This is a genomic window from Ohtaekwangia kribbensis (assembly GCF_042676245.1).
Lineage (GTDB): Bacteria > Bacteroidota > Bacteroidia > Cytophagales > Cyclobacteriaceae > Ohtaekwangia > Ohtaekwangia kribbensis.
In genome coordinates this window covers 449324-472614 of the sequence record NZ_JBHTKA010000003.1, presented here as the reverse complement: position 1 = coordinate 472614, position 23291 = coordinate 449324, and the positions used below count along the sequence as shown (strand labels likewise).

Annotated in this window: 20 protein-coding genes and 1 pseudogene; 11 read left to right on the top strand and 10 right to left on the bottom strand. The window is 44.0% G+C overall.

The window, feature by feature from the left end:
• Positions 1-36: 36 nt before the first annotated feature.
• Both htpG and ACFQ21_RS12670 read right to left on the bottom strand, forming a co-directional pair.
• On the bottom strand, positions 37-1950 hold the full coding sequence (gene htpG / locus ACFQ21_RS12675; RefSeq protein WP_377579553.1) for a molecular chaperone HtpG: 1914 nt from the start codon (positions 1948-1950) through the stop codon (positions 37-39).
• 97 nt (positions 1951-2047) lie between these two features.
• Positions 2048-2512, bottom strand: a complete 465-nt coding sequence (locus ACFQ21_RS12670) for a DUF4293 domain-containing protein (RefSeq protein WP_377579551.1) — start codon at positions 2510-2512, stop codon at positions 2048-2050.
• A 160-nt stretch (positions 2513-2672) separates the two neighbouring features.
• Here ACFQ21_RS12670 and ACFQ21_RS12665 point away from each other — a divergent pair, with 160 nt between their 5' ends.
• The 9 genes and pseudogenes from ACFQ21_RS12665 (at position 2673) to ACFQ21_RS12625 (ending at position 14878) form a co-directional block, all read left to right on the top strand.
• Positions 2673-3869, top strand: a complete 1197-nt coding sequence (locus ACFQ21_RS12665) for a thiolase family protein (protein WP_377579549.1) — start codon at positions 2673-2675, stop codon at positions 3867-3869.
• Positions 3870-3947: 78 nt separating this feature from the next.
• Positions 3948-4694, top strand: a complete 747-nt coding sequence (gene truA / locus ACFQ21_RS12660) for a tRNA pseudouridine(38-40) synthase TruA (protein ID WP_377579547.1) — start codon at positions 3948-3950, stop codon at positions 4692-4694.
• 59 nt (positions 4695-4753) lie between these two features.
• The gene (gene ispF, locus ACFQ21_RS12655; RefSeq protein ID WP_377579545.1) at positions 4754-5233 is read left to right on the top strand and encodes a 2-C-methyl-D-erythritol 2,4-cyclodiphosphate synthase; all 480 of its coding nucleotides are present in this window, start codon (positions 4754-4756) and stop codon (positions 5231-5233) included.
• A 48-nt stretch (positions 5234-5281) separates the two neighbouring features.
• Positions 5282-5953 (top strand): tRNA (5-methylaminomethyl-2-thiouridine)(34)-methyltransferase MnmD, encoded by a 672-nt coding sequence (gene mnmD, locus ACFQ21_RS12650; RefSeq protein ID WP_377579543.1) that lies wholly within the window; start codon positions 5282-5284, stop codon positions 5951-5953.
• A 283-nt stretch (positions 5954-6236) separates the two neighbouring features.
• Positions 6237-10787, top strand: coding sequence for a glutamate synthase large subunit (gene gltB, locus ACFQ21_RS12645; protein WP_377579541.1), 4551 nt, complete (start codon positions 6237-6239; stop codon positions 10785-10787).
• 27 nt (positions 10788-10814) lie between these two features.
• On the top strand, positions 10815-12290 hold the full coding sequence (locus tag ACFQ21_RS12640) for a glutamate synthase subunit beta (RefSeq protein ID WP_377579539.1): 1476 nt from the start codon (positions 10815-10817) through the stop codon (positions 12288-12290).
• A gap of 158 nt (positions 12291-12448) precedes the next feature.
• Positions 12449-13327, top strand: coding sequence for a carbon-nitrogen hydrolase (locus ACFQ21_RS12635; protein ID WP_377579537.1), 879 nt, complete (start codon positions 12449-12451; stop codon positions 13325-13327).
• A 190-nt stretch (positions 13328-13517) separates the two neighbouring features.
• Positions 13518-13778, top strand: a pseudogene (locus ACFQ21_RS12630) (four helix bundle protein); the annotation flags it as partial.
• A gap of 17 nt (positions 13779-13795) precedes the next feature.
• Complete coding sequence (locus tag ACFQ21_RS12625) at positions 13796-14878, top strand: agmatine deiminase family protein (RefSeq protein WP_377579535.1); 1083 nt, start codon at positions 13796-13798, stop codon at positions 14876-14878.
• Between the two features lie 12 nt (positions 14879-14890).
• On the opposite strand, the gene ACFQ21_RS12620 is transcribed toward ACFQ21_RS12625, so the two are convergent.
• The 3 genes from ACFQ21_RS12620 to rimO form a co-directional block, all read right to left on the bottom strand.
• The gene (locus ACFQ21_RS12620; protein ID WP_377579533.1) at positions 14891-15469 is read right to left on the bottom strand and encodes a 5-formyltetrahydrofolate cyclo-ligase; all 579 of its coding nucleotides are present in this window, start codon (positions 15467-15469) and stop codon (positions 14891-14893) included.
• Between the two features lie 9 nt (positions 15470-15478).
• Positions 15479-17053 (bottom strand): bacillithiol biosynthesis cysteine-adding enzyme BshC, encoded by a 1575-nt coding sequence (gene bshC / locus ACFQ21_RS12615; RefSeq protein ID WP_377579531.1) that lies wholly within the window; start codon positions 17051-17053, stop codon positions 15479-15481.
• Between the two features lie 195 nt (positions 17054-17248).
• On the bottom strand, positions 17249-18562 hold the full coding sequence (gene rimO / locus ACFQ21_RS12610) for a 30S ribosomal protein S12 methylthiotransferase RimO (protein ID WP_377579529.1): 1314 nt from the start codon (positions 18560-18562) through the stop codon (positions 17249-17251).
• A 232-nt stretch (positions 18563-18794) separates the two neighbouring features.
• Here rimO and ACFQ21_RS12605 point away from each other — a divergent pair, with 232 nt between their 5' ends.
• Together ACFQ21_RS12605 and ACFQ21_RS12600 are read left to right on the top strand one after the other, a co-directional pair.
• Entirely contained in the window at positions 18795-20054 is a 1260-nt protein-coding gene (locus ACFQ21_RS12605) for a DUF6452 family protein (protein ID WP_377579527.1), read from the top strand.
• A gap of 10 nt (positions 20055-20064) precedes the next feature.
• Positions 20065-20751 (top strand): DUF6048 family protein, encoded by a 687-nt coding sequence (locus ACFQ21_RS12600; RefSeq protein ID WP_377579525.1) that lies wholly within the window; start codon positions 20065-20067, stop codon positions 20749-20751.
• Positions 20752-20762: 11 nt separating this feature from the next.
• Here the strand turns inward: ACFQ21_RS12600 and ftsY are convergent, their stop codons facing one another.
• The 5 genes from ftsY to ACFQ21_RS12575 form a co-directional block, all read right to left on the bottom strand.
• Positions 20763-21713 (bottom strand): signal recognition particle-docking protein FtsY, encoded by a 951-nt coding sequence (gene ftsY / locus ACFQ21_RS12595; protein WP_377579523.1) that lies wholly within the window; start codon positions 21711-21713, stop codon positions 20763-20765.
• A 143-nt stretch (positions 21714-21856) separates the two neighbouring features.
• Positions 21857-22012, bottom strand: coding sequence for a DUF4295 domain-containing protein (locus ACFQ21_RS12590; RefSeq protein ID WP_377579521.1), 156 nt, complete (start codon positions 22010-22012; stop codon positions 21857-21859).
• A gap of 2 nt (positions 22013-22014) precedes the next feature.
• The gene (gene rpmG / locus ACFQ21_RS12585) at positions 22015-22197 is read right to left on the bottom strand and encodes a 50S ribosomal protein L33 (protein WP_254082664.1); all 183 of its coding nucleotides are present in this window, start codon (positions 22195-22197) and stop codon (positions 22015-22017) included.
• A 94-nt stretch (positions 22198-22291) separates the two neighbouring features.
• Positions 22292-22531 carry a 50S ribosomal protein L28 gene (gene rpmB / locus ACFQ21_RS12580; RefSeq protein ID WP_377579519.1) on the bottom strand — a complete coding sequence of 80 codons (240 nt, stop codon included), beginning with the start codon at positions 22529-22531 and terminating at the stop codon, positions 22292-22294.
• A gap of 100 nt (positions 22532-22631) precedes the next feature.
• Entirely contained in the window at positions 22632-23282 is a 651-nt protein-coding gene (locus ACFQ21_RS12575; protein WP_377579517.1) for an HAD family hydrolase, read from the bottom strand.
• Between the last annotated feature and the right edge of the window lie 9 nt (positions 23283-23291).

Sequence of the window (23291 nt, the reverse complement as noted above, 5' to 3'; positions counted from 1 at the left end):
TTTCGTGAAGCACCTTCTTCTTACTATATATAGTTATTACGATACCAGGTCTACACTTCGTTTGATGAAGTTGGTAAGGTCTGCACCGGTTAACATGTTCTGAGAGAGAAGAGCAAGATCATACGCCTGCTTGGCAAGTTTAGATTTTGCATCATCGCTTTCCGCTTTCAGAATTTTTTGTGTGATCGGGTGATTGCCGTTCACTGCTACATTATAGTTATCAGGCATTGCACCCATAAATGCATAACCACCACCGCCACCGGTCTTCGCCATGTCTTTCATTCTGCGCATAAACTCGCTCATGGTAACAACCACCGGCAAATCGCCTGGTGACATTGGTTCAACCGATACGGTAAAGTTCTTGTTGTTGATTGCTTTCTCGAAAACAGTTTTTACCTGTTCTACTTCTTCTGTACTTAATACACTTTCAATCTTCTCGTCTTTATCAATAAGTTTGTCGGCCGTTTCACTGTCAACACGTTTCAGTTGTACTTTCTCCAGTTTCTGCTCGAGTGTATTGATGAAGTGACTGTCGAGTACACCATCCAGCAACAGAACATCGTAAGCTTTGTTTTTGGCTCCTTCTATAAAGCTGTCTTGCTTGCCAGCATCAGAAGCATATATATATACCAGGTTACCGTCTTTATCGGTCTGGTTAGGCTTCACCTTTTCTTTATATTCTTCAAAGGTGAAATACTGCTTGTCTATATTTTTGAACAATGCGAAGTCTTTTGCTTTCTCGTAAAACTTCTCATCGCTGATCATACCATACTTCACGAAGATGTTGATGTCATCCCATTTCTTCTCAAAATCAGCACGATCTTTTTTGAATATCTCCTGGAGTTTATCGGCAACTTTCTTCGTAATGTGCTGGCTGATCTTCTTCACGTTGGCATCGCTCTGCAGATAACTACGCGATACGTTGAGCGGTATATCCGGTGAATCCAACACACCGTGCAGCAACATCAGGAAGTCAGGCACTACATCTTTAACCTCGTCCGTAATAAATACCTGGCGAGAGTATAGTTGAATTTTGTTACGCTGTAATTCGAAGTCGTTCTTTACTTTCGGGAAATATAGCACACCGGTTAAGCTGAACGGGTAATCAACGTTCAAGTGTATCCAGAAAAGAGGCTCTTCCGAGAACGGGTAAAGTTCTTTATAGAACTTCAGGTAGTCCTCGTCCTTTAAATCGCTTGGTGATTTTGCCCAGAGTGGAGCCGGGTTGTTAATGATCCGATCAGTAGTAACCGTTTTATATTGTGGTTTACCTTCTGCATCCGTACCATCTTCTACATTTTCGTTTTTGGTTCCGAACTTGATCTCAACCGGGAGGAACTTGCAATATTTTTCAAGTATACTGTTCAGTCTCCACTCATCCAGAAACTCTTCCGAGTCGCTATTTATATATAGTATAATATCCGTACCACGATCTTTCTTCGTAGTAGTGCTTAGTTCAAACTCGGTTGAGCCATCGCACTCCCAACGGGCTGCTTCATTTTCTCCTGCCTTGTACGAACGGGAAATGATTTCCACTTTATCAGCCACCATAAAGGCCGAGTAAAAACCAAGACCGAATTTTCCGATGATGTCTTTCGCATCACCTTTGTCTTTGAATTTTTCTACAAACTCGGTTGCCCCGGAGAAAGCGATCTGGTTGATATACTTTTTGATCTCATCACCCGTCATACCGATACCCCGGTCGCTCACAGTGATGGTCTTTTTATCTTTATCGAAACTTACTTCAACACGCAGCTCGCCAAGTTCGCCATTGAACTCACCGATAGAAGAAAGCTTTTTTAATTTCTGAGTTGCGTCTACTGCATTGGATACCAGTTCGCGCAGGAATATCTCATGGTCTGAATAAAGAAATTTTTTAATGATTGGAAAGATATTCTCCGTGTGAATGGAAATGGTACCTTTTTCACGCGCATCTACTGTTTCTGCCATTGTTGTCAGGTTTTAAACGGTTCTTAAAATAAAAAATCCTCGAAGCCGAGGATTTCAAAAGTTATTCCAGAAGAATGATTGTGTCAGGATGGCAGCATTACCGGAGTCTGTCGGAGTCGCGCACCATTCTTTCATCACGCTTAATGAAACGAATGGCAGCCCAGTTGCACACCACGGCTACAGCAGGCAGCCATAGTCCGAGGCCATACGTACCTCCCTGAAATGTTTTAATCATGGTGGTGCCAAAGTAAACACCGGCACACATGGCAATAGCTATAAACAAAGAGTTAAGGGCTCCGAGTTTAATCTGCGTAATGCGGTCTTTGAATTTTCTGATTTCCATAAACGCCAGTGTAGCAGATGCTACCAGCAGAATGGCCGTGACGGAATACGGGAAGTATGTTGTAGTGCGGGCTCCGTTGTCTACGATCGTATAATGTAAAGCGTATAGCTCATGCGATTTGCCGGAAGGATCCTGAAAGACCCAGATAGGCAGGAAGATCGCTGCTATTAAAGTAATGATGGCGAGTGCCAGAAATACAGTTTGAATTCTTTGCCACATGTGGGGGTTGCGTTAACTTGCTTACTTAGTTATAAGCCTGGCAAAAGTAAAAAGAAAATTTAAACCACCCGGCTTCCGTTGAAGATGTATAGCTGTTTCCGCTGGTGATTTTGTACTTTCATAATCACTGTGAAAAAATCATCTACATTAAAACACATCTATGAGACCTGTATATATTGTTGATATTGTGCGCACACCGATCGGAAAGTTTGGTGGTACCCTGGCAACGGTACGCCCGGATGATCTGGCAGCCCACGCGATACGCGAACTACTCAAACGCAATCTATCAGTAGATGTAAAGATGATTGAAGATGTCATCTTCGGTGCAGCCAACCAGGCCGGTGAAGACAACCGAAACGTAGCACGCATGGCGTTGCTGCTGGCAGGCTTACCGGTTGAAGTAGGCGGTGTGACTGTAAATCGATTATGCGCTTCCGGGCTGCAAGCCATTATGCAGGCAGCGCAAGGTATAATGACAGGCAATGGTGATGTTTATATAGCCGGTGGTGTAGAGAGTATGAGTCGCGCTCCGTTTGTGATGGCAAAAGCTGAAGAACCCTTTGCACGTAAGCAGGAGGTGTTTGATACTACAATGGGCTGGCGGTTTATCAATTCAAAACTATCAAAGCTATACCATCCCTATTCGATGGGCGAGACGGCTGAAAATGTAGCCGCTAAATGGAAAATTACCCGCGAAGATCAGGATGCATTTGCGTATCAATCACAAACACGATATCAGCAGGCTTATACACAGGGAAAATTTAAAGATGAAATTGTAGCCGTACCCGTTCCGAAATCAAAAGACGAATTTTTCCTTTTTGAAAAAGACGAACATCCTCGTGCTACGACACTTGAAAAACTGGCAACACTTAAAGCTGCCTTCCAGGAGAACGGAACAGTAACAGCCGGAAATTCTTCTGGTATAAATGATGGTGCTGCCGCTTGTCTCTTAGTAACAGAAGATATACTGAAGCAATATAACCTGACACCACTTGCGCGCATTGTCTCAACAGCAGTAGCGGGAGTTGATCCAGCCTATATGGGTATAGGCCCGGTACCGGCAACACAAAAAGCACTGAAGCGTGCCGGACTAAAACTATCCGATATAGGTCTTACCGAACTCAACGAAGCCTTCGCAGCACAATCTATAGCCTGTATCCGCGATCTTGATCTCGATCCGGAAACCGTCAACGTCAACGGAGGGGCTATTGCTTTAGGGCACCCACTCGGCTGCAGTGGCGTACGCATCAGCGCAACCCTCCTCCATGAGATGAAGAGAAGAAATGTAAAATACGGCCTGGCGACTATGTGCATTGGTGTAGGGCAGGGAGCGGCTGTTGTTTTTGAGAAAGCTTAGCTTTTATGTGTTTACGTGTTTACGTTTGCACGTGTTTACGTAAACACTTACACACGTAAACACCTAAACACATCGACAATGCGGTTTTTTTTCGAGATCTCTTACAACGGTACCAACTATAGCGGGTGGCAAAGTCAGAATAATGCTACGGGTGTGCAGACTGTTGTGGAGGATGCGCTTTCGAAATTGCTGCGTGAGGAAATTAGTATTGTAGGAAGCGGTCGCACGGATACGGGCGTTCACTGTGAGCAGCAGTTCTTCCATGTCGATATTCAAAACGAGTTTGATCAGGAAAAATTGGTTTTGAAGCTTAATTCATTTTTGCCGAAAGATATAGCTATACCGTCTATCCATCGTGTGAAAGACGAAGCGCATGCTCGTTATGATGCCACCGAGCGAAGCTATATATACAGAATTACGACCAAGAAGAATCCATTTCTCGAAGGACTTGCGTTGCATTACTTTAAAGCACTCGATATACCACGCATGAATGAAGCAGCTGCGTTGGTGATCGGCAAGCACGATTTTGAGAGCCTCAGCAAAGTAAAAACCGATGTGAATAATTTCATGTGTGATGTAAAGAAAGCGGAGTGGAGACAACATGATGCGTCACTTGAATTTCACATCACCGCGAATCGTTTTTTAAGAGGTATGGTACGTGCTACGGTTGGTACCTTGCTCGATGTAGGTACCGGGAAAACTTCATTAAAGGAATTTCAAAGTATATTAGAGAGTCGCGATCGCAGAGAGGCTGGTGCCAATGTTCCACCTCACGCCCTATATTTGGTTGAAGTAAAATATCCGGAGAGTATATTTTTAAAGTAATTTCTTTGTGCAACTTTGCGCAGTTCCTTTGTGCCATGGATAAAAAAAATCACTGAAGAATGAAGATACGAGTAGGAATGGGTTTCGATGTACACGAGCTTGAAGAAGGCCGCGACTTTTGGTTAGGTGGTATAAAACTGCCGGCTACGAAAGGTGCCGTTGGCCACTCGGATGCCGATGTGCTGATACACGCTATATGCGATGCCCTATTGGGCGCTGCAAACCTCCGCGATATAGGCTACCACTTTGCCAATACTGACAATCGCTGGAAAGGTATGGACAGTAAATTCTTTCTGAAAGAAGTAACGGCCATGCTGCACGAACGCGGATGGAGAGTAGGCAACGTAGATTGCACCGTTTGTCTTGAGAAACCGAAAGTAAATCCTCATATCGATGCGATGAAAAAAGTATTGGCCCCGTTGATGAATATCACAGAAGAAGATGTCTCGATCAAAGCAACAACCAACGAGAAACTTGGATACGTAGGCAGAGAGGAAGGCGTGAATGCTTCAGCCGTAGCACTTATCATGAAAGACTAACGGACTATATCTGTATTCATCTGCGAAAAATCTGCGGGAAAGTAAACTATGAATATCGAGATTATCACGACATCAGACGGTTCACATTCTTTGCTCAACACAGCACTTAATGAAACGTATCATTCCAAGCATGGAGCACTGCAAGAGTCTGTTCATGTTTTTATAAAAGAAGGTCTCGATCATTTTCTTGCCGGTAAATCTCAAAAAGATATTTCCATTCTTGAAGTTGGTTTTGGTACCGGCCTCAATGCGTTGCTTACAATACAACGCGCACTTGAACTTCCTAACAACATCATCCACTATACATCTCTGGAAACATACCCGGTTCCGGAAGAAATCTGGTCTAGGTTAAACTATATAGATTCCGTTGGACTAAAAGAAAAATTCAATCAGCTCCATCAAGCAAAATGGAATGAAGCAGTTCCCATCACTTCGAATTTCAATCTGTGCAAGCTTCAAACATCGTTACTACAAATCGATTTCTCTTCCGAGTTTGACTTAGTATACTTCGATGCCTTTGCTCCCAACAAACAGCCTGAGATGTGGGAAATCGATGTGTTGAAACAAGTGGTGAACGCCATGCGGGTTGACGGTATATTTGTTACCTACTGCGCCAAAGGTCAATTGAAGCGCGACTTGAAATCACTTGGTTTGGAGGTTGAAACACTGCCTGGTCCTCCCGGAAAAAAAGAGATGGTGCGAGGTGTCAAAAAAAATTAATAGAACGATAAAAATCAGTTCATTTTTGTCTGAGGTCATTGAAGAATCCTCAACCGTTTTCGGTAATTATTAAAATTTTCAAAATCAGCTATGGTGCAATCGTGTTCGTTTTCTAGTTTTTAAAATGTTTGGAATTAAATCTGAAAAGATTCCAAAAATTCTGGCGGTTTAGTTTTATCCAAAAATATCTTCTGTTTTATCCATAATTTTATAGACTCCGTTTTGCCCTAAACGGATGACACACACCCTTTTTTACAACCAGACAAACTAACCAGAAAGAAAGATGAAAGAAACAACCAGCCGTGGTTTGTACACCCCAGAACTGGAACATGATGCCTGTGGTATCGGCTTTGTTGCCAACATCAATGGTACAAAGACGAACCAAAACCTGCTCGATGCGCTTACCATGCTTGAAAACATGGAGCACCGTGGCGGCAAAGGCAGCAGTCCTAAAACCGGAGATGGCGCGGGTGTATTGATTCAAATCCCCTATGACTTTTTTGCAGATGAAGCGAAACGCCTTGGCTTCGAGCTCCCAGCTCCCGGTAAGTATGGCGTTGGTATGGTCTTCTTCCCTCGCGACAAAAAAGTAAGCAATGCATGCCGTGAGGTATTGCGTAAAAACATTAAAGAACTTGGTTTAGAGTTAATCGGCTTTCGCGTAGTACCGGTCGATCACAGCGTACCCGGCCCAGGTGCTGCTGAAGTTGAGCCGGTTATCGAGCAGGTATTTGTTAAACCTATAGATGAAGCGGTTACTGGTGATGCATTTGAGAGAAAGCTTTTCGTGTTGCGTAACTATTCATTGCATACAGTTGCCAATAGTGTAAAAGGCAACAATAAAGAATTTTATATCACCAGCTTCTCTGCACGTACCATTGTTTACAAAGGACAACTTCGTACTGAACAGCTAAGAATATATTTCAACGATCTGCAGGATTCGCGTTTGAAAACAGCGATGGCGCTTGTTCACTCACGCTTCTCTACCAATACATTTCCAAATTGGAAACTGGCGCAGCCTTTCCGATACATAGCACACAACGGTGAAATCAACACCATTCGTGGTAACGTAAACAAAATGAAGTCGAAAGAAGCACTCTTCAAATCGACATTGTTTACCGAAGACGAATTGAAAAAACTGTTGCCGATTACAAGTCCGGATGGATCAGACTCTGCCAACCTTGATGCGTTGGTTGAGATGCTCGTGTTATCCGGCAGAACTATACCACACGTAATGATGATGCTGGTGCCGGAAGCTTGGCAGGATAACAAGCTGATGGATCCGCACCGTAAAGCATTTTATAAATATCACGCTTCCATGATGGAGCCGTGGGATGGTCCTGCAGCGTTGGTGTTTACCGATGGTATGCGTATAGGGGCTACGTTGGATCGTAACGGACTTCGCCCGCTTCGCTATTGCGTTACACGTTCTGGTCGTGTGATCGCAGCATCCGAAGCAGGTGCACTTACAATCGATCCGAAAGATGTACTCGAGAAAGGTCGCATCACACCGGGCAAAATGCTCATGATCGATACCGAGAAAGGTAAGGTTCTCGATGATGAGAAAGTGAAGCGCTCGGTATATGAAGGTAAATCATACTATAACTGGATCATTCAGAATCGCCTCAAGCTTCGTCTGGAGCCGGAGGTAGAATGGGTTGAGACAAGCTTTGATGAGAAGACACTTGTTCAACGTCAGAATGCATACGGATATACTTCTGAAGATATCAAGACCATCATTCTGCCAATGGCAGAAAAAGGATATGAAGCGATTGGCTCGATGGGAGATGATACTCCACTCGCAGTACTTTCGAAAGAGAGTCGCCACATCTCCAACTATTTCAAACAACACTTTGCGCAGGTAAGTAATCCTCCGATCGATCCGATCCGCGAGCGCCTGGTAATGTCACTCTTCACGCGCGTAGGAGCAAGTCTCAACGTGTTGGATGAGACACCTGAGCATACACGTCAGATACACATCTCACAACCGGTGTTGTTGAATGATGATCTGGAAAAACTCAAGCACCTGCAAGACCAGGGTTTTGAATATGCAGTAATACAATGTGTATTTAAGGCAGATGGTGAACCGGGCAGACTTGAAGAAAGCATCACACGTATATGTTGTGAAGCCGAGAAAGCAGTTCGTGCCGGCAAGAAAATTCTGATCCTGTCCGATAGAAAAATCAGCGATGAGTATGCTCCTATACCTTCATTGTTATCGGTAGGTTCTGTTCATCAGTACCTCGTAGAGAAACGCATTCGTACACAGGCTGGTCTTGTTGTAGAAGCAGGCGATGCATGGGAAGTGCAGCACTTTGCAACCATCATTGGTTATGGTGCAAGTGCGGTGAACCCCTATATAGCACTTGAAAGTATACATTCGATGAACAAGCACGGCATGTTCTACAAGCCGCTTGCTGATGAAGAAGCTTATGCAAACTTCCAGAAAGCGATTGGTAACGGCTTGCTGAAAGTTATGTCGAAGATGGGTATCAGTACACTGCAGTCATATCAGTCGTCACAGATCTTTGAAGCCGTTGGACTCGGCAGCGATGTTATGGAAAAATGTTTCCGTGGCACCATCAGCCGCATTGAAGGTTTGTCATTTGATGATGTAGCAAGCGAAGTACTGGTTCGTCATAAACTTGCATTTGCTACGGATAGCAAAGAGCTGCAGGTAGGAGGTATATATCAGTGGAAACGCAGAGGCGAGAAGCACATGTTCAGCCCTGAAGTTATACACTTGCTGCAACATTCTACGAAAACAAACAACTACGATCTATACAGAAAGTACGCACAGAAAATAAACGATCAGACGCGTGATCAACTCACGATCCGCGGATTGTTCGAATTCAAGAAGCGTAACTCTATACCGCTGAGTGAAGTTGAACCTGTTGAAGAGATCTTCAAACGCTTTGCTACAGGTGCCATGTCATTCGGATCGATATCATTTGAAGCACATACTACACTCGCTATCGCAATGAACCGTATAGGCGGTAAGAGCAACAGCGGTGAAGGTGGAGAAGACGAGATCCGCTATGAGAAAAAGGAAAATGGTGACTGGGAACGTTCGGCTATCAAGCAGGTTGCTTCCGGACGCTTCGGTGTAACAAGCTACTACCTGTCGAATGCAGATGAACTGCAAATCAAGATGGCGCAAGGTGCTAAACCTGGCGAAGGTGGTCAGTTACCAGGTCATAAAGTAGATGAATGGATCGGACGTGTTCGTCACTCAACACCGGGTGTTGGTTTGATATCACCTCCTCCTCACCACGATATATATTCTATTGAAGATCTTGCCCAGTTGATCTTTGATTTGAAGAATGCTAACCGTCAGGCACGTATTAACGTGAAGCTTGTATCACAGGCTGGTGTTGGTACTGTTGCCGCCGGTGTAGCAAAAGCAAAAGCAGATGCTATATTAATTTCCGGTGCTGATGGGGGAACGGGCGCATCACCGATCAGCTCCATGCGTCACGCAGGTTTACCTTGGGAGCTTGGTCTTGCTGAGGCACATCAGACACTTGTAAAAAATAATCTGAGAAGTCGCGTTACACTTCAAACCGATGGTCAGATTCGTACGGGTAAAGATATAGCGGTAGCCGCTATGCTGGGTGCCGAAGAGTGGGGTGTTGCAACGGCAGCCCTGGTGGTTGAAGGATGTATCATGATGCGCAAGTGTCACCTGAATACATGCCCGGTAGGTATCGCTACACAAGATCCGGATCTGCGCAAGTTATTTACTGGTGATCCTGATCACGTAGTAAACTTCTTCCGCTTCCTTGCTCAGGATCTTCGTGAGAATATGGCAGAGCTTGGTTTCCGCACCGTGAATGAAATGATCGGCCGTAGTGATATGCTGCGCGTTCGTCAGGATATCGATCACTGGAAAGTGAAGAAACTTGATCTCTCCCCTATACTTCACCAGGAAACTGCTTACGATGGTGTAGGGCTATACAAACAGATAGAACAGGATTTCGAACTTGAGAAAGTACTCGACTGGAAACTTGTTGAAGCAGCGCGTCCTGCACTGGATGATGCAGAAGCAGTACAAGAGAAGTTCATCATTCATAATATAGATCGTTCCGTAGGAGCATTGCTCTCAAACGAGATCTCGAAGAAGTATAAAGGCAAAGGTCTGCCGGAAGATACGATACACTTCCAGTTCAAAGGTTCGGCTGGTCAGAGCTTCGCGGTGTTCGGTGCTCCCGGTTTAACATTCGAACTTGAAGGTGAAGCGAACGATTACTTCGGAAAAGGTTTATCAGGTGCCAAGCTTATTATATACCCTGATAAAGAAGCAACGTTCAAACCAGAAGATAACATCATCATTGGTAACGTGGCGTTCTATGGTGCTACCTCCGGTGAGGCCTATATCCGCGGTCAGGCGGGTGAACGTTTCTGTGTTCGTAACTCCGGTGTAACAACCGTTGTCGAAGGTGTAGGTGATCACGCGTGTGAGTATATGACGGGTGGTCGTGTAGTTGTACTGGGTAAGACTGGTAAAAACTTTGCAGCCGGTATGAGCGGCGGTATAGCGTATGTCTTCGATCCTGAAAATGCGCTCGAGCGTCTGTGCAACCGCGAGATGGTTGATCTTGAAACACTGGAAGAGGAAGACAAGGCAGAAGTAAAAGCCATGATTGAAAAGCATCACAAATATACCGGCAGTGATCCGGCAGAGTGGGTGCTTGAAAACTGGGAAACTGCCTGCGAACTTTTTGTAAAAGTTATGCCGCGTGATTACAAGGCAGTACTGCAAAAACAAAAAGCGCAACAGCGCTCTGCTTCAAACGGTAAAGCAGTGGAAGCACCAGTCCTTGTTAAAAAATAATCAACTACAACCGAAGCAACCAGACACATGGGACAGATAGATGGATTTATGAAGTTTGATCGCGAGATGCCCAAGTCGCGCGATCCGAAAGAACGTATAAAAGATTACAAAGAAGTATATAACCCACTCGACAAAGAAAAGGTAAAGCAGCAGGCCGCCCGTTGTATGGACTGTGGCGTTCCGTTTTGCCACAACGGTTGTCCGCTGGGCAACAATATACCTGACTTCAACGATGCGGTATATAATGGCAAGTGGGAAGAAGCGATCAAGATTCTGAGCAGCACCAATAATTTTCCTGAATTTACCGGAAGAATTTGCCCGGCTCCTTGTGAAGCGAGCTGTGTACTCAGCATCAATAACAAGCCTGTTACGATCGAGTATATCGAGAAGACTATAGCAGAGCAGGCATTCGAAAAAGGTTATCTTAAACCTACACCTCCGAAGCAAAGAACCGGTAAACGTGTTGCTGTAGTAGGATCAGGTCCGGCAGGACTTGCCGCTGCTGCACAGTTAAATAAAGCAGGGCACTGGGTAACAGTGTTCGAGCGCAGTGACCGGATCGGTGGACTTCTTCGCTATGGTATACCTGACTTCAAACTGGAGAAGCATGTTATTGACAGAAGACTTCGTTTGATGGAGCAGGAAGGTGTAGTATTCCGCACCAACGCACACGTAGGTGTAAACATCAGCGCGAAACATTTACAGGATGAATTCGATGCTATAGTAATGTGTGGAGGTGCTTCTGCACCGCGCGATCTCCCTATACCTGGAAGAAATCTGAAAGGTGTACACTTCGCGATGGAGTTCTTGTCTCAACAGAACAAGCGTGTAGCAGGCGATAACATTTTTGCTGAAGAAATTCTGGCGACTGATAAAAATGTATTGGTGATTGGTGGCGGTGATACAGGTTCCGACTGCGTTGGTACATCAAACCGTCATAAAGCAAAATCAGTAACACAGATTGAATTACTTGCCAAGCCTCCGTTAAAGCGTAACGATGATACAAATCCATGGCCGCTATGGCCGATGATCCTCAACACATCATCATCACACGAAGAGGGAGCTGATCGTCAGTGGGCAATTCTTACCAAAGAATTTGTCGGTGATGCCAGCGGTCGTCTTACAGGCATGAAGATCGTGGAGATCAAGTGGGGATTGAACGCTCAGGGTAAAATGGGCTTTGAGGAAATAGCCGGAACTGAAAAAGTTATTCCTTGTGAGTTGGCATTGCTTGCGATAGGTTTCGTAGGTGCAGAAAAAGGTGGTCTTGTTGACGAGCTGAAACTTGACCTCGATGAGCGCGGCAACATCAAAACCACAAACTATATGTCGTCACAGGAAGGCGTGTTCTCTGCAGGTGATGTTCGCAGAGGCCAGTCGCTCGTAGTGTGGGCTATCTCTGAAGGACGCGAAGCTGCTCGTGCTGTTGATACCTGGCTGATGGGCACTTCAAACCTGGAAGCAAAAGACGAATCGTTCGTTCACATCGAAACAGAAGCATAACAAGTCTCTGATTCGTTTAAAATGCAAATTCAAACCCTCTGAACTTTTTCAGAGGGTTTTCTTTTTATGCATATCGGGAAGCAAAGTCTTAATTTTCGTAAGACGAATTACTTCCTAATTTTGTAGCGTTTTAAAAAATATAAAACCGAGAAACAGACGTGAGTAAAAAAGTGAAAGTTGGAACCGTGCAGATGTCATGCACGAAAGATCCTCAGGAGAACCTGACAAAAGCCATTGAAAAGATTCGCGAGGCTGCAGCTAAAGGAGCGCAGATTGTTTGTCTGCAAGAGCTTTTTCGTTCGCTTTACTTCTGCGATGTTGAGGATTACGAAAACTTTAAACTGGCTGAAGCTATTCCCGGACCTTCAACGGATGCGCTATCGGCTGTAGCAAAGGAGACAGGTGTAGTGATCATCGCGTCACTTTTTGAAAAACGTACGGAAGGTTTGTATCACAACACTACTGCTGTGATTGATGCCGATGGTACCTATCTGGGCAAGTATAGGAAGATGCACATTCCGGATGATCCGGCTTACTACGAAAAATTTTACTTCACGCCTGGTGATCTGGGCTATAAAGTATTCAAGACAAAGTTTGCAACGATTGGTGTACTCATCTGCTGGGATCAATGGTATCCGGAAGCAGCCCGCATTACATCACTGATGGGAGCAGAGATTTTATTCTACCCGACTGCTATAGGTTGGGCTACATCGCAGGATGAAGCTACCAACTCGGAGCAGTATAATGCATGGCAGACTATTCAGCGTAGTCACGCAGTAGCGAATGGCTTGCACGTTGTTAGTGTGAACCGCGTTGGGTTTGAGCAGAATGGTGCTATGAAATTCTGGGGAGGCTCATTTATAGCAAACCCATTCGGAAGATTGATATACCTGGCATCGCATGATAAGGAAGAAGTACATGTAGAAGAAATCGACTTCGGTCAAACCGATCGCTACAGAACCCACTGGCCCTTCCTGCGCGACAGAAGAATTGATTCGTATCAGCCGATTACGAAACGGTATATTGATGGAGATTAAATAAGTCCGAAAGCCAAGGAGACGGAAAGTCCGGAAGTCGTATCCTGTTGTTAAAAATGTTGTTGTAAAGACCCGTTAGCTTTTTTTATAAATTATTATGGCTTTTAAATTTGAGAAACTGATTGTGTGGCAGAAGGCGGCTGATCTTTCTGAGAGAGTGAACGATTTGGTCAAGTAGTTCCCCAAGGATGAGATGTATATATTGACTTCTCAATTCAAGCGGGCTGCAGATTCTATTTCGTTGAATATAGCGGAAGGATCTACAGGACAATCTAATGCCGAGTTTAGCCGATTTTTAGGGTATGCACTTCGCTCGAATGTTGAAGTAGTAGGATGTCTCCATCTGGCAATACGAAGGAACTATATTTCTCAAGGAGACTTTAAGGAACTATATGCATATTGTGAAGAGCTGTTGGTTATGATCAACAGCCTTCGAAACAGACTTAAATAAGTGAAGAAAAACGAATAATGAACGGCAACGCTAACTTCCCGACTTCCGGACTTCCGGACTCTAAAACTCCAAAGGAGCTCGGCTATTCCTTCCCTGCAGAATTTGCCAAACACGATGCCACCTGGCTCAGCTGGCCGCACAAGGAAGCGTCATGGCCTGGAAAGATCTCAACTATATATCCGGTATATGCACAGTTTATCAAGCTGGTAGCAGAAGGAGAGAAGGTAAATGTTAACGTGGTTGATGAAGCCATGAAGCAGAAGGCACTGCGCTATGTGCAGGAAGCCGGTGCTGATCTTAATAATGTTCAGTTCTTTATACATCCCACCAACGATGCATGGTGCCGCGATCATGGACCTGCATTCTTGTTAAACCCGAATGCAGAACATAAGAAAATTATAGTAGACTGGGGCTACAATGCCTGGGGTGGTAAATATCCTCCGTTCGATCTGGATGATAATATACCTACACTCATCGCGAAGCATTATAATATACCGGTAGTATATCCGGGTATAGTAATGGAAGGTGGTTCGGTAGAATTCAACGGTAAAGGAACGTTGCTGACTACTACGTCATGTTTATTGAATGAAAACCGTAATCCACATCTCAACCAAAAACAGGTTGAAGAGTTTTTACATAACTACTACGGAGTAGAGAATATACTTTGGCTGGGCGATGGTATACTCGGCGATGACACCGATGGACACATCGATGATCTGACACGCTTTGTAAATGAAGATACCGTTGTTACGGTTGTTGAGACCAATCGTGCTGATGAGAACTACGTGCCGTTGCGCGACAATTTAAAAGAGTTGAGCAAGCTTCGTCTGGAGAATGGAAAGCAGATGAATATAGTGGAGCTGCCGATGCCGGAAGCTATCGTTTATGAAGATATGCGTCTGCCTGCATCGTATGCTAACTTCTATATAAGTAATAAATATGTAGTTGTGCCTACATTCCGCGATAAGAATGATGATAAAGCTTTGGAGATTCTTCAGAAAACTTTCAACGACAGAAAAGTTGTAGGACTTGACTCGTTAGACATCATCTGGGGACTTGGTTCATTCCATTGTCTCAGTCAGCAGGAACCTTCTATTTAGAGTATATATAGCTTACGATTGAAAGCTGAAGGCTTGTGTAGGCGTAACACAATAGGTTAAGGGGACATCGTGATCTTCGATGTCCTGTATTATTTCTACCGGTTCGTAGAGAGAAAGCCCCACACTCTTAACGGTAGGTCTACACGTTGCCAGAAAGCGATCATAAAAACCTTTGCCATAGCCAACCCGCTGGCCGTTCATATCGAAGGTAAGCATGGGCACCAGTACCATATCAATCTTCTCCGGCTCTGTAGGTATACCTTGTTTTGGCTCGAGTATTCCCCAGGTATTGAGTGTGAGCTGATGCATGCCTTCAAGGAAGAAATTTTCGAGCCCACCCGTTTCGGTATTTATCTTGGGGATGGATAATCGTATATGCGGAAACTCTCTGCGAATGCGATCGATGATGAGCCAGGTGTTAGGCTCCCGATTTTTTTCGATCGGTATAAAGGTGTGCAGCACCCTGATGAACGAGAGATCAACAAGCGCAAAAAAGTTTTCACAAAGCTGATGATTGAGCTGCAGGTACTCTGCCTCTGAAATAGACTTTCGTTTTGCCAGGTATATTTTTCGCAGCTCCGCTTTTGTCATGTTAGCAAATTACGGCTGACTGTTGTAAGAAAGAATATTAAACTGGTAATCGAACGGATCAAATTTTTCAATCAGCTTGTCAATAAACGCTTTGTCCTGCTGGTAGAAATTCAGGAAGTTATCCGTGCGTTCCTGCAGGCTTCCGTTGGGGAAGAGTATATCTTTTACAGCTTCTATTTGTTTAAGCTTGTCGGTATGCAGGCGTTTTTCGGCACGCAGTAATTTTCGTTCTATTTTCTCAAGGCTATTCAGTGCGCGCTTTCCTTCAGCACCGATATAGGCTGTTAGTGTCGTATCAATGGCATCCGATCTTTTCTTCAGCTCTTCAAAAAGATCGAGCACTTGTTTTCGCTCTGCACCAACGGTAAGGTTACGTGGTGAATGCTTCAGCACCCAGTGATTGAAGAGATAATTTTTTTCTTCGAAAAGATCTTTCAACTCGAGTCCTGTCTTGTCGAACTTGCGCATAACGGTGTGTTCCATCACCATGGCAAAATTGCGCGGCATAAGCATCGGGAATGGTGTGTTGAAATGCTCGAATACACTTTTTAATTGAAGCCAGTATACTACTTCTGAAGGACCACCCACATACGCGAGGTTGGGTAATATCATCTCCTGGTATAGTGGTCGTAGAATTACATTAGGACTGAATCGCTCAGGATACTCGTCAATAAGTTTTTTTATTTCTCCTGCTGAGAAAGTTATATCAGTATCAACAACCTGGTAAGTATCTCCTGATTTTTCAATCCGGCTGCGCAGGTCTTTATCGAGATAAAAGAAATTTATATCACGACAGAATACCTGTATTTTATAGCCTTCGTTTTCGAGCGCGCTGTTTGTTTGGTCTACAAGTTTCTTGGTAGTGTTATCAAGTATATCCTGACGAATAACCTCTTTGAAGATCGATTTCAATTCAACGTTATCGGCATCTACTACAACAAGGCCTTCTTTACCAAAGAGTGTATGTACATATTGCCGTACCGCATCACTCAGTGATTTACCTTTTGTATAAGCTTCACGGAAGATTGATATATCTCCGGGGATTTCATTCAGCAAGGGTAAAAGATCCTTCGTTGAAAATCTTCCCACAGCACCTGTTTGATTAGTGCCCCAGCTATATTTCTTACCGTATAGTCTGAAGTATTTTATTTCATTATAATCATGATCTTCTGAAGCCATCCAGTAGACCGGAACAAAATTATAGTCGGGGTATAAAGCCTTTAACTTTTTACAGGTGTTGATCACCGTAACGATTTTGTAAATGAAATATAGCGGTCCTGTAAAAATGTTTAGCTGATGGCCGGTTACAACGGTAAATGTATTAGGCTGTTGCAATGCTTCGATGTTCTGCTGAACAGCCGGAATATTTTGGACAGCTATATATTGTTGCTGAAGAACTTTTGCCAGCGTATGGCGTGTCTCCATTGGGAAAGACTTCTGTTTATCGGCAAGCTGACCTTTGAAATTTTCCAGTTGCGGAAAGCGACTGTAGAATGGCTTAAGAGATTCTTTCTGTTGGATGTAGTCAAGGAAAAACGAACTGAATGATCGCGTTTCAGCGAAGGAAATCTGCTCCAGGTGCATACGTTAAGAACACGGATTGGTGGTACGTGAATTCACAACCCGAATAACGACAATTTCCTGTATTAAGTTTAGGAAAATGTGACTCGAGGTTGTGAATCCTTCATAGCCAGCATCAAAACTTTGTTAATGATATGTTAAAGCTTTAAGCCGGCAAAGTATAACTCCCACAGGTTGCACTATAGCAAAGTAACAAGCCTATTGCACAATGCTGCCGCTAAGATCAAACTCGGTAGCCGATTTGATTTTTACATTCACAAAATCGCCGATGCGAATGTAGTTGTCAGGGCTGTGAATAATCACTTCGTTATCAACTTCCGGTGAATCAAATTCGGTTCGTCCTATAAATGCACCGCCTTCTTTACGATCCACCAGCGTCTTATAGATTTTGCCGATCTTCTGCTGGTTCAGTTCAAGCGATATACCTTGTTGTAACTCCATGATCTCGTCAACACGTTGCTGCTTTACTTCGTCCGGCACATCGTCAGCCATGGAATAAGCATGTGTATTCTCTTCATGTGAATAAGCAAATACTCCCAGACGATCGAATCGTGATCGCTCAATGAAACTCAGCATCTCCTGGTATTCTGCTTCTGTTTCTCCCGGGTGACCCGCGATCATGGTAGTACGAATAGCAATACCCGGAACCTTCTCACGAATGGTGTTAAGCAATTGCTCAGTCTTTTCGCGCGTTATACCTCTGCGCATAATCTGTAGCATGTTGGTTGAACCATGCTGAAGCGGAATATCAATATACTTGCAGATGTTGGAACGTTCGGCCATTACCTGCAGAGCATCCATCGGGAAACCGGCAGGGAATGCATAGTGTAAGCGGATCCAGTCAATACCTTCTACATCCGACAGGCGCTGCAGAAGTTCAGCAAGATTTCTTTTCTTATATAGATCAAGACCGTAATAAGTTGAGTCTTGAGCAATGAGCAACAATTCTTTGGTGCCGTTTTTAGCGAGGTTCTTTGCTTCAAGCACCAGCTCTTCCATCGGGCGTGAAATGTGTCCTCCACGCATTAGAGGAATAGCACAGAACGAACAAGGACGATCACAGCCTTCGGATATTTTCAGGTAAGCATAATGACTCGGGTTCGTGAGAATGCGCTCACCTACGAGCTCGTGCTTATAATCAGCCTTGAATACTTTCAGAATGCGCGACAGGTCGCGGGTTCCGAACCAGGCATCAACATCCGGTATTTCTTTTTCGAGGTCGTCTTTATAGCGTTGTGAGAGACAGCCCGTAACATAAACTTTATCTACAATGCCTTCTTCTTTGGCATCTACATAGCGTAAAATCGTATCGATGGATTCCTGCTTGGCATTATCAATAAATCCGCAGGTGTTAATCACCACAACGCTGGCATCGTCTTCATTTGATTCGTGCACGGCATCAATGCCGTTACCGCGTAATTGCGTCAATAAGACTTCAGAGTCCACCAGATTTTTGGAGCAACCCAGTGTAACTATATTGACCTTCGTTTTCTTATTACCCTTTGTTTTCATTTCAGTTGATACCTCTTGCCTCGTTTCCTGTCACAAACAATAACGCAATTCCAATAATTCAATATTCAATATTCAATAAAGCGTGGTGCGCCAGCATTGAAAGTTTGAATTGGATGCAGATTAGCGGTTTATGGCTGTGACTTCTCTATTCCAGATGCAAAAGTACTAAAAATAAATGGGCACAGAATTTGGGCTTTGGGGCGTTGAAGTATCTTTACGCCCGCAAAAATCTATGAAAAGAACAGGCTGGTTCATCTTTTTTCTTATTCTGGCTGCCTCTTGCCTGGACGACCCCGATTGTTTTCAGCTTAATAATAATTATCTGGGAGTTTCTTTTTATGTAATGGGCTCCGGTGGTGCCGATACGCTCAAGGCCACTGAAATTGTGCTGTCGGGTGCCAGTGTAGTGTATGCTGATACGGCTACCAGCGTTTCGTTGCCGCTGAACTATACAACAACCAACACCGATATTATTATTACGCGGGCTGACGGAAGCAAAGACACGTTGAACGTTACGTATAATGCTCAGATGCAATACGTGTCAGAAGACTGTGGATCTCGCTATATATTGGGGGGGCTTGCTGTAACCGAGCATTCTTTTGATTCGATCAGACTTGTAAGTGATGTGCCTACGAAGAGCGGAGGGACAAACATTGCTGTATACCGGTGTCCGCAAATCACTACCATGGGACTCTCACTTCAGCAACTCTATATCTCCGGAACTACTACGCAATCGGCTACTACACGCAGCACAGAGTTTAACAGCATTACAGCAGATTTTAGTGGTGAGAAGCTCTATGTGGACAAGACTGCATCAACACTATATTTACCGGTGGACCTGAATACAGAGAAATCAAGCTATACATTTGATTTTGCCGATGATTTTGGATTGAAGGAAACCGTGCGAAAGCTTGTGGTAAACTATAAGATTCATAACGTAGAACGTTACAAGCAATGTGGTACGCAGAAGTTTATCGATTCGCTTTATATCGACAAAACTCAAACAACCTTTGATACAGCTGCGATTGCACTTGACAGCGATGGCGACTCACTGAGTACGATTCAGGATCCTGCGGTTGTAAACGTAAAGTTACTTCGCTGCCCGGAGACGAATCTGACGCAGGTTGTATTCAGAAGACCTAATACAACCACAACCCGCGCGATATATATAAAAGGTATAACGATGAATTATTCTGACGATGTACTTTATGCGGGCGATACGACTACAACGGTCAAGCTTCCGCTGAATCCTGATGCAACTACCACCGTGTTCCAGGTGGAGTATACTACTGCCACGAATACTACTACCGTAGTCACAACGATAGCCGTAAACTATACGGTAACTTTCGATACATTATTCCCAGGATGTGGTGTTCAGAATATATATTCCGATCTGACGACTGCTACGAATGCAAGTGCCAATGTAGAAGTACTCACTACAAATGATGTTAAATTTCCAGCCGTAACAAACATTGCCGTTGAAGTCGATTAACATATTGCTAATGGTGCTGTGCAGTTCGCTGGCATGGGCGCAGAAGGATACTACTGCCGTAACACCAGCTGATACCGCGAAGAGTAAATGGTATATACCTACCGGAGTTCGTATTGGAACCGATGCACTTTCGATAGCACGAACATACTATAGCAAAAGCTTTAATGGCTGGGAAGTTAATGGCGATGTTGATTTCGGACGATACTACCTCTCTGTAGACTATGGCTATTGGGCCAGAGATTATGCCAGCGATAAAGGTATATATGATAACAACGGCAATTACTTCAGGGTAGGTGTTGATGTAAACTTTCTGACGAAAGATCCCGAAAAAAATATGTTCTTCATAGGAGCTCGCTACGGACACGCTACCTTTTCGGAGCATCTTGTTGTAGAAGGTATTGAGGACCCGGTATGGGGCACATTAAATGAAGACTTGCGGAACGTCAATATCAACGGACACTGGTTTGAATTAACCACCGGCATAAAAGTAAAGATGTGGAAGTTCTTCTGGATGGGATATACCGCGCGCTTCAAGTTCGGACTTGGCACCAATGAAACCGGAAGACTTGTTCCTGCGGATGTTCCCGGCTATGGCCGCACGGATAAAGAATCAGTGTGGGGATTTAACTATCAGTTATTCTTCCGCATTCCAGTACGGAAAAGTCCAGCGATTATAACGGAGAAAGATAAGAAGTAGCCAGTCCGTTGTTAATCACGTTTGAACAGCGAATCAACAAACTCGGTTCTGTCAAACACCTGGAGATCGTCTACTTTTTCGCCAACGCCTATATATTTCACCGGTATTTTGAATTCGTCTGATATGCCAATTACAACACCACCTTTGGCAGTGCCGTCCAGCTTGGTAATGGCGAGTGAAGTAACTTCTGTAGCCTTGGTAAATTCGCGTGCTTGAATTACAGCATTTTGTCCGGTGCTGCCATCGAGTACAAGCAATACTTCGTGAGGAGCATCCGGTATAACTTTCTGCATCACACGTTTAATCTTGGTAAGCTCGGCCATCAGGTTGATTTTGGTGTGAAGCCTTCCGGCTGTATCTATAATAATTACATCTGCACCTTGATCGGCTCCGGCACGTACAGCATCAAATGCAACAGCTGACGGATCAGTATTCATTCCTTTCGCAATTACCGGTACCCCTACACGCTCGCCCCACAACTTCAATTGATCTACCGCAGCAGCGCGGAATGTATCGGCAGCACCTAAAACTACTTTCTTGCCTTTCTTTTTGAATTGAGATGAGAGCTTACCGATGGTGGTTGTTTTACCCACTCCGTTTACACCCACTACCATAATTACGTAAGGCTTTTTATCAGCAGGTGTCTCAAATTCTTCTATCTCTTTAGCATTGGTTTCTGCCAGTAGTGCAGCAACTTCTTCTTTCAGAATTCTATCAAGTTCAGATGCACCGAGGTATTTGTCACGCGCCACGCGATCCTGGATGCGTGCTATAATTTTGAGTGTTGTTTCAACGCCTACATCAGAAGATACGAGTATCTCTTCGAGATTGTCCAGTACTTCATCATCAACAGTAGATTTGCCGACAAGGGCTTTACCGAGTTTGCCAAAAAAACTTTCCTTGGATTTCTCCAGGCCTTTGTCGAGTGATTCTTTTTTATCTTTTGAGAAAAGTCCGAACATAATATATTCTGAGTGACAAGGTTCAAATATCAACAAAATCCGATAATCAGGTAAATACCAGCCGGACAGGTTGCAAGTTCAATGACGCAAAACGACAAAAAAAAAGTCCCTCATCAGGGACTTTTGTAGCTTTTTAAACCAGCTTATTTTTTAGCAAGTGTTTCCTTTACTAAATCAGCTGGAACGATTTCTTCTTTGAAGGTGTAAGCACCTGTCTTTTCAGACTTAATGGCACGGATTACTTTTGCAAAGCTTTTTCCGTCACCTTTCTTCAGCGTAGCAACTACTTTCTTTGCCATGGTTATTTAATTTCTTTGTGAACAGTTACTTTTTTCAGAATAGAATTGTACTTCTTCAGTTCCAATCTTTCTGTTGTGTTTTTACGATTCTTGGTGGTGATGTAACGGCTCATGCCTGGCTGGCCGCTTGTTTTATGCTCTGTGCACTCTAAGATCACCTGAATCCTGTTGCCTTTCTTTGCCATTGTCTTTTACGTTATTCGTTAAACGCGTTATTTGTTAATCGTCTCTGGCTGTACGGATAACCTATAACCATTAACGACTTTCCGTGATGTATTACTATAGTACCAGATTTCCGTTAGCTCTGGCTTCTTTCAATACAGCCGTTATACCATTCTTATTGATGGTCTTGATTGCTTTCGTAGATACTTTCAAAGTGATCCACTTGTTCTCCTCAGGAATGAAGAAACGCTTCTTCTGAAGATTCGGTAAAAATCTACGCTTCGTTTTGTTGTTAGCGTGCGATACGTTGTTACCAACCTGAGGTCTTTTTCCAGTTATTTCACAAACTCGTGCCATAATCAGCTCAATTTTAGCCCCTTCTAAAAAGGGATTGCAAATATCGGTAAAACCTGTTCAATAATCCAAAGCCAAATTCAAATTAATCCAAAGTCTTTTCTTAAAAAAGCCTGGAAATCAAGGTTTCAGGGTCAAGGCCCTCAAAATTCTCAATAATTAAGTCCGTCTGGTGCAGTTCTTCGCGCGTATGGGTGGTGGTAATGCCCACCACTTTGCATCCTGCAGCTTTACCTGCTGCTACTCCTGAAAGCGAATCTTCAAACACAATGCAGTGCTCGGGCTTGTAGCTCAACGCGGCTGCTGACTTTAAGTAAATCTCCGGATCGGGCTTGCCCTTGCTCACAAACGAATCATCAAGGATGGTTGGGAAGAATCGTTCGGTGTGAGTTTTTGACAACGAGAAATCAACATTGGCACGTGGCGCAGACGTTGCAACCGCACGGGGTATACCAGCTTTCTCTGATTTTTCCAAGAAGCTGATCAGTCCATCAACCGGTTTCACATCGTTGTCGTACAGCTTGCGATAGAGTGCTTCTTTCTCTTCTGTATACTGGCGGATCTTTTCATCGCCTATGTTCCCGAAAATATTCATGATCCAGTCGCGGTTGGTGCGGCCGTATATCTTTTCGCGAAGCTGCTGCTCATCCAGATCATATCCGTGTTCTTTACAAAATTGTATCAGCGCTATTTTATGATAAGGATTGCTGTCAACAATTACGCCATCCATGTCGAAAAGAAAAGCATGCTTCATAATTTACAT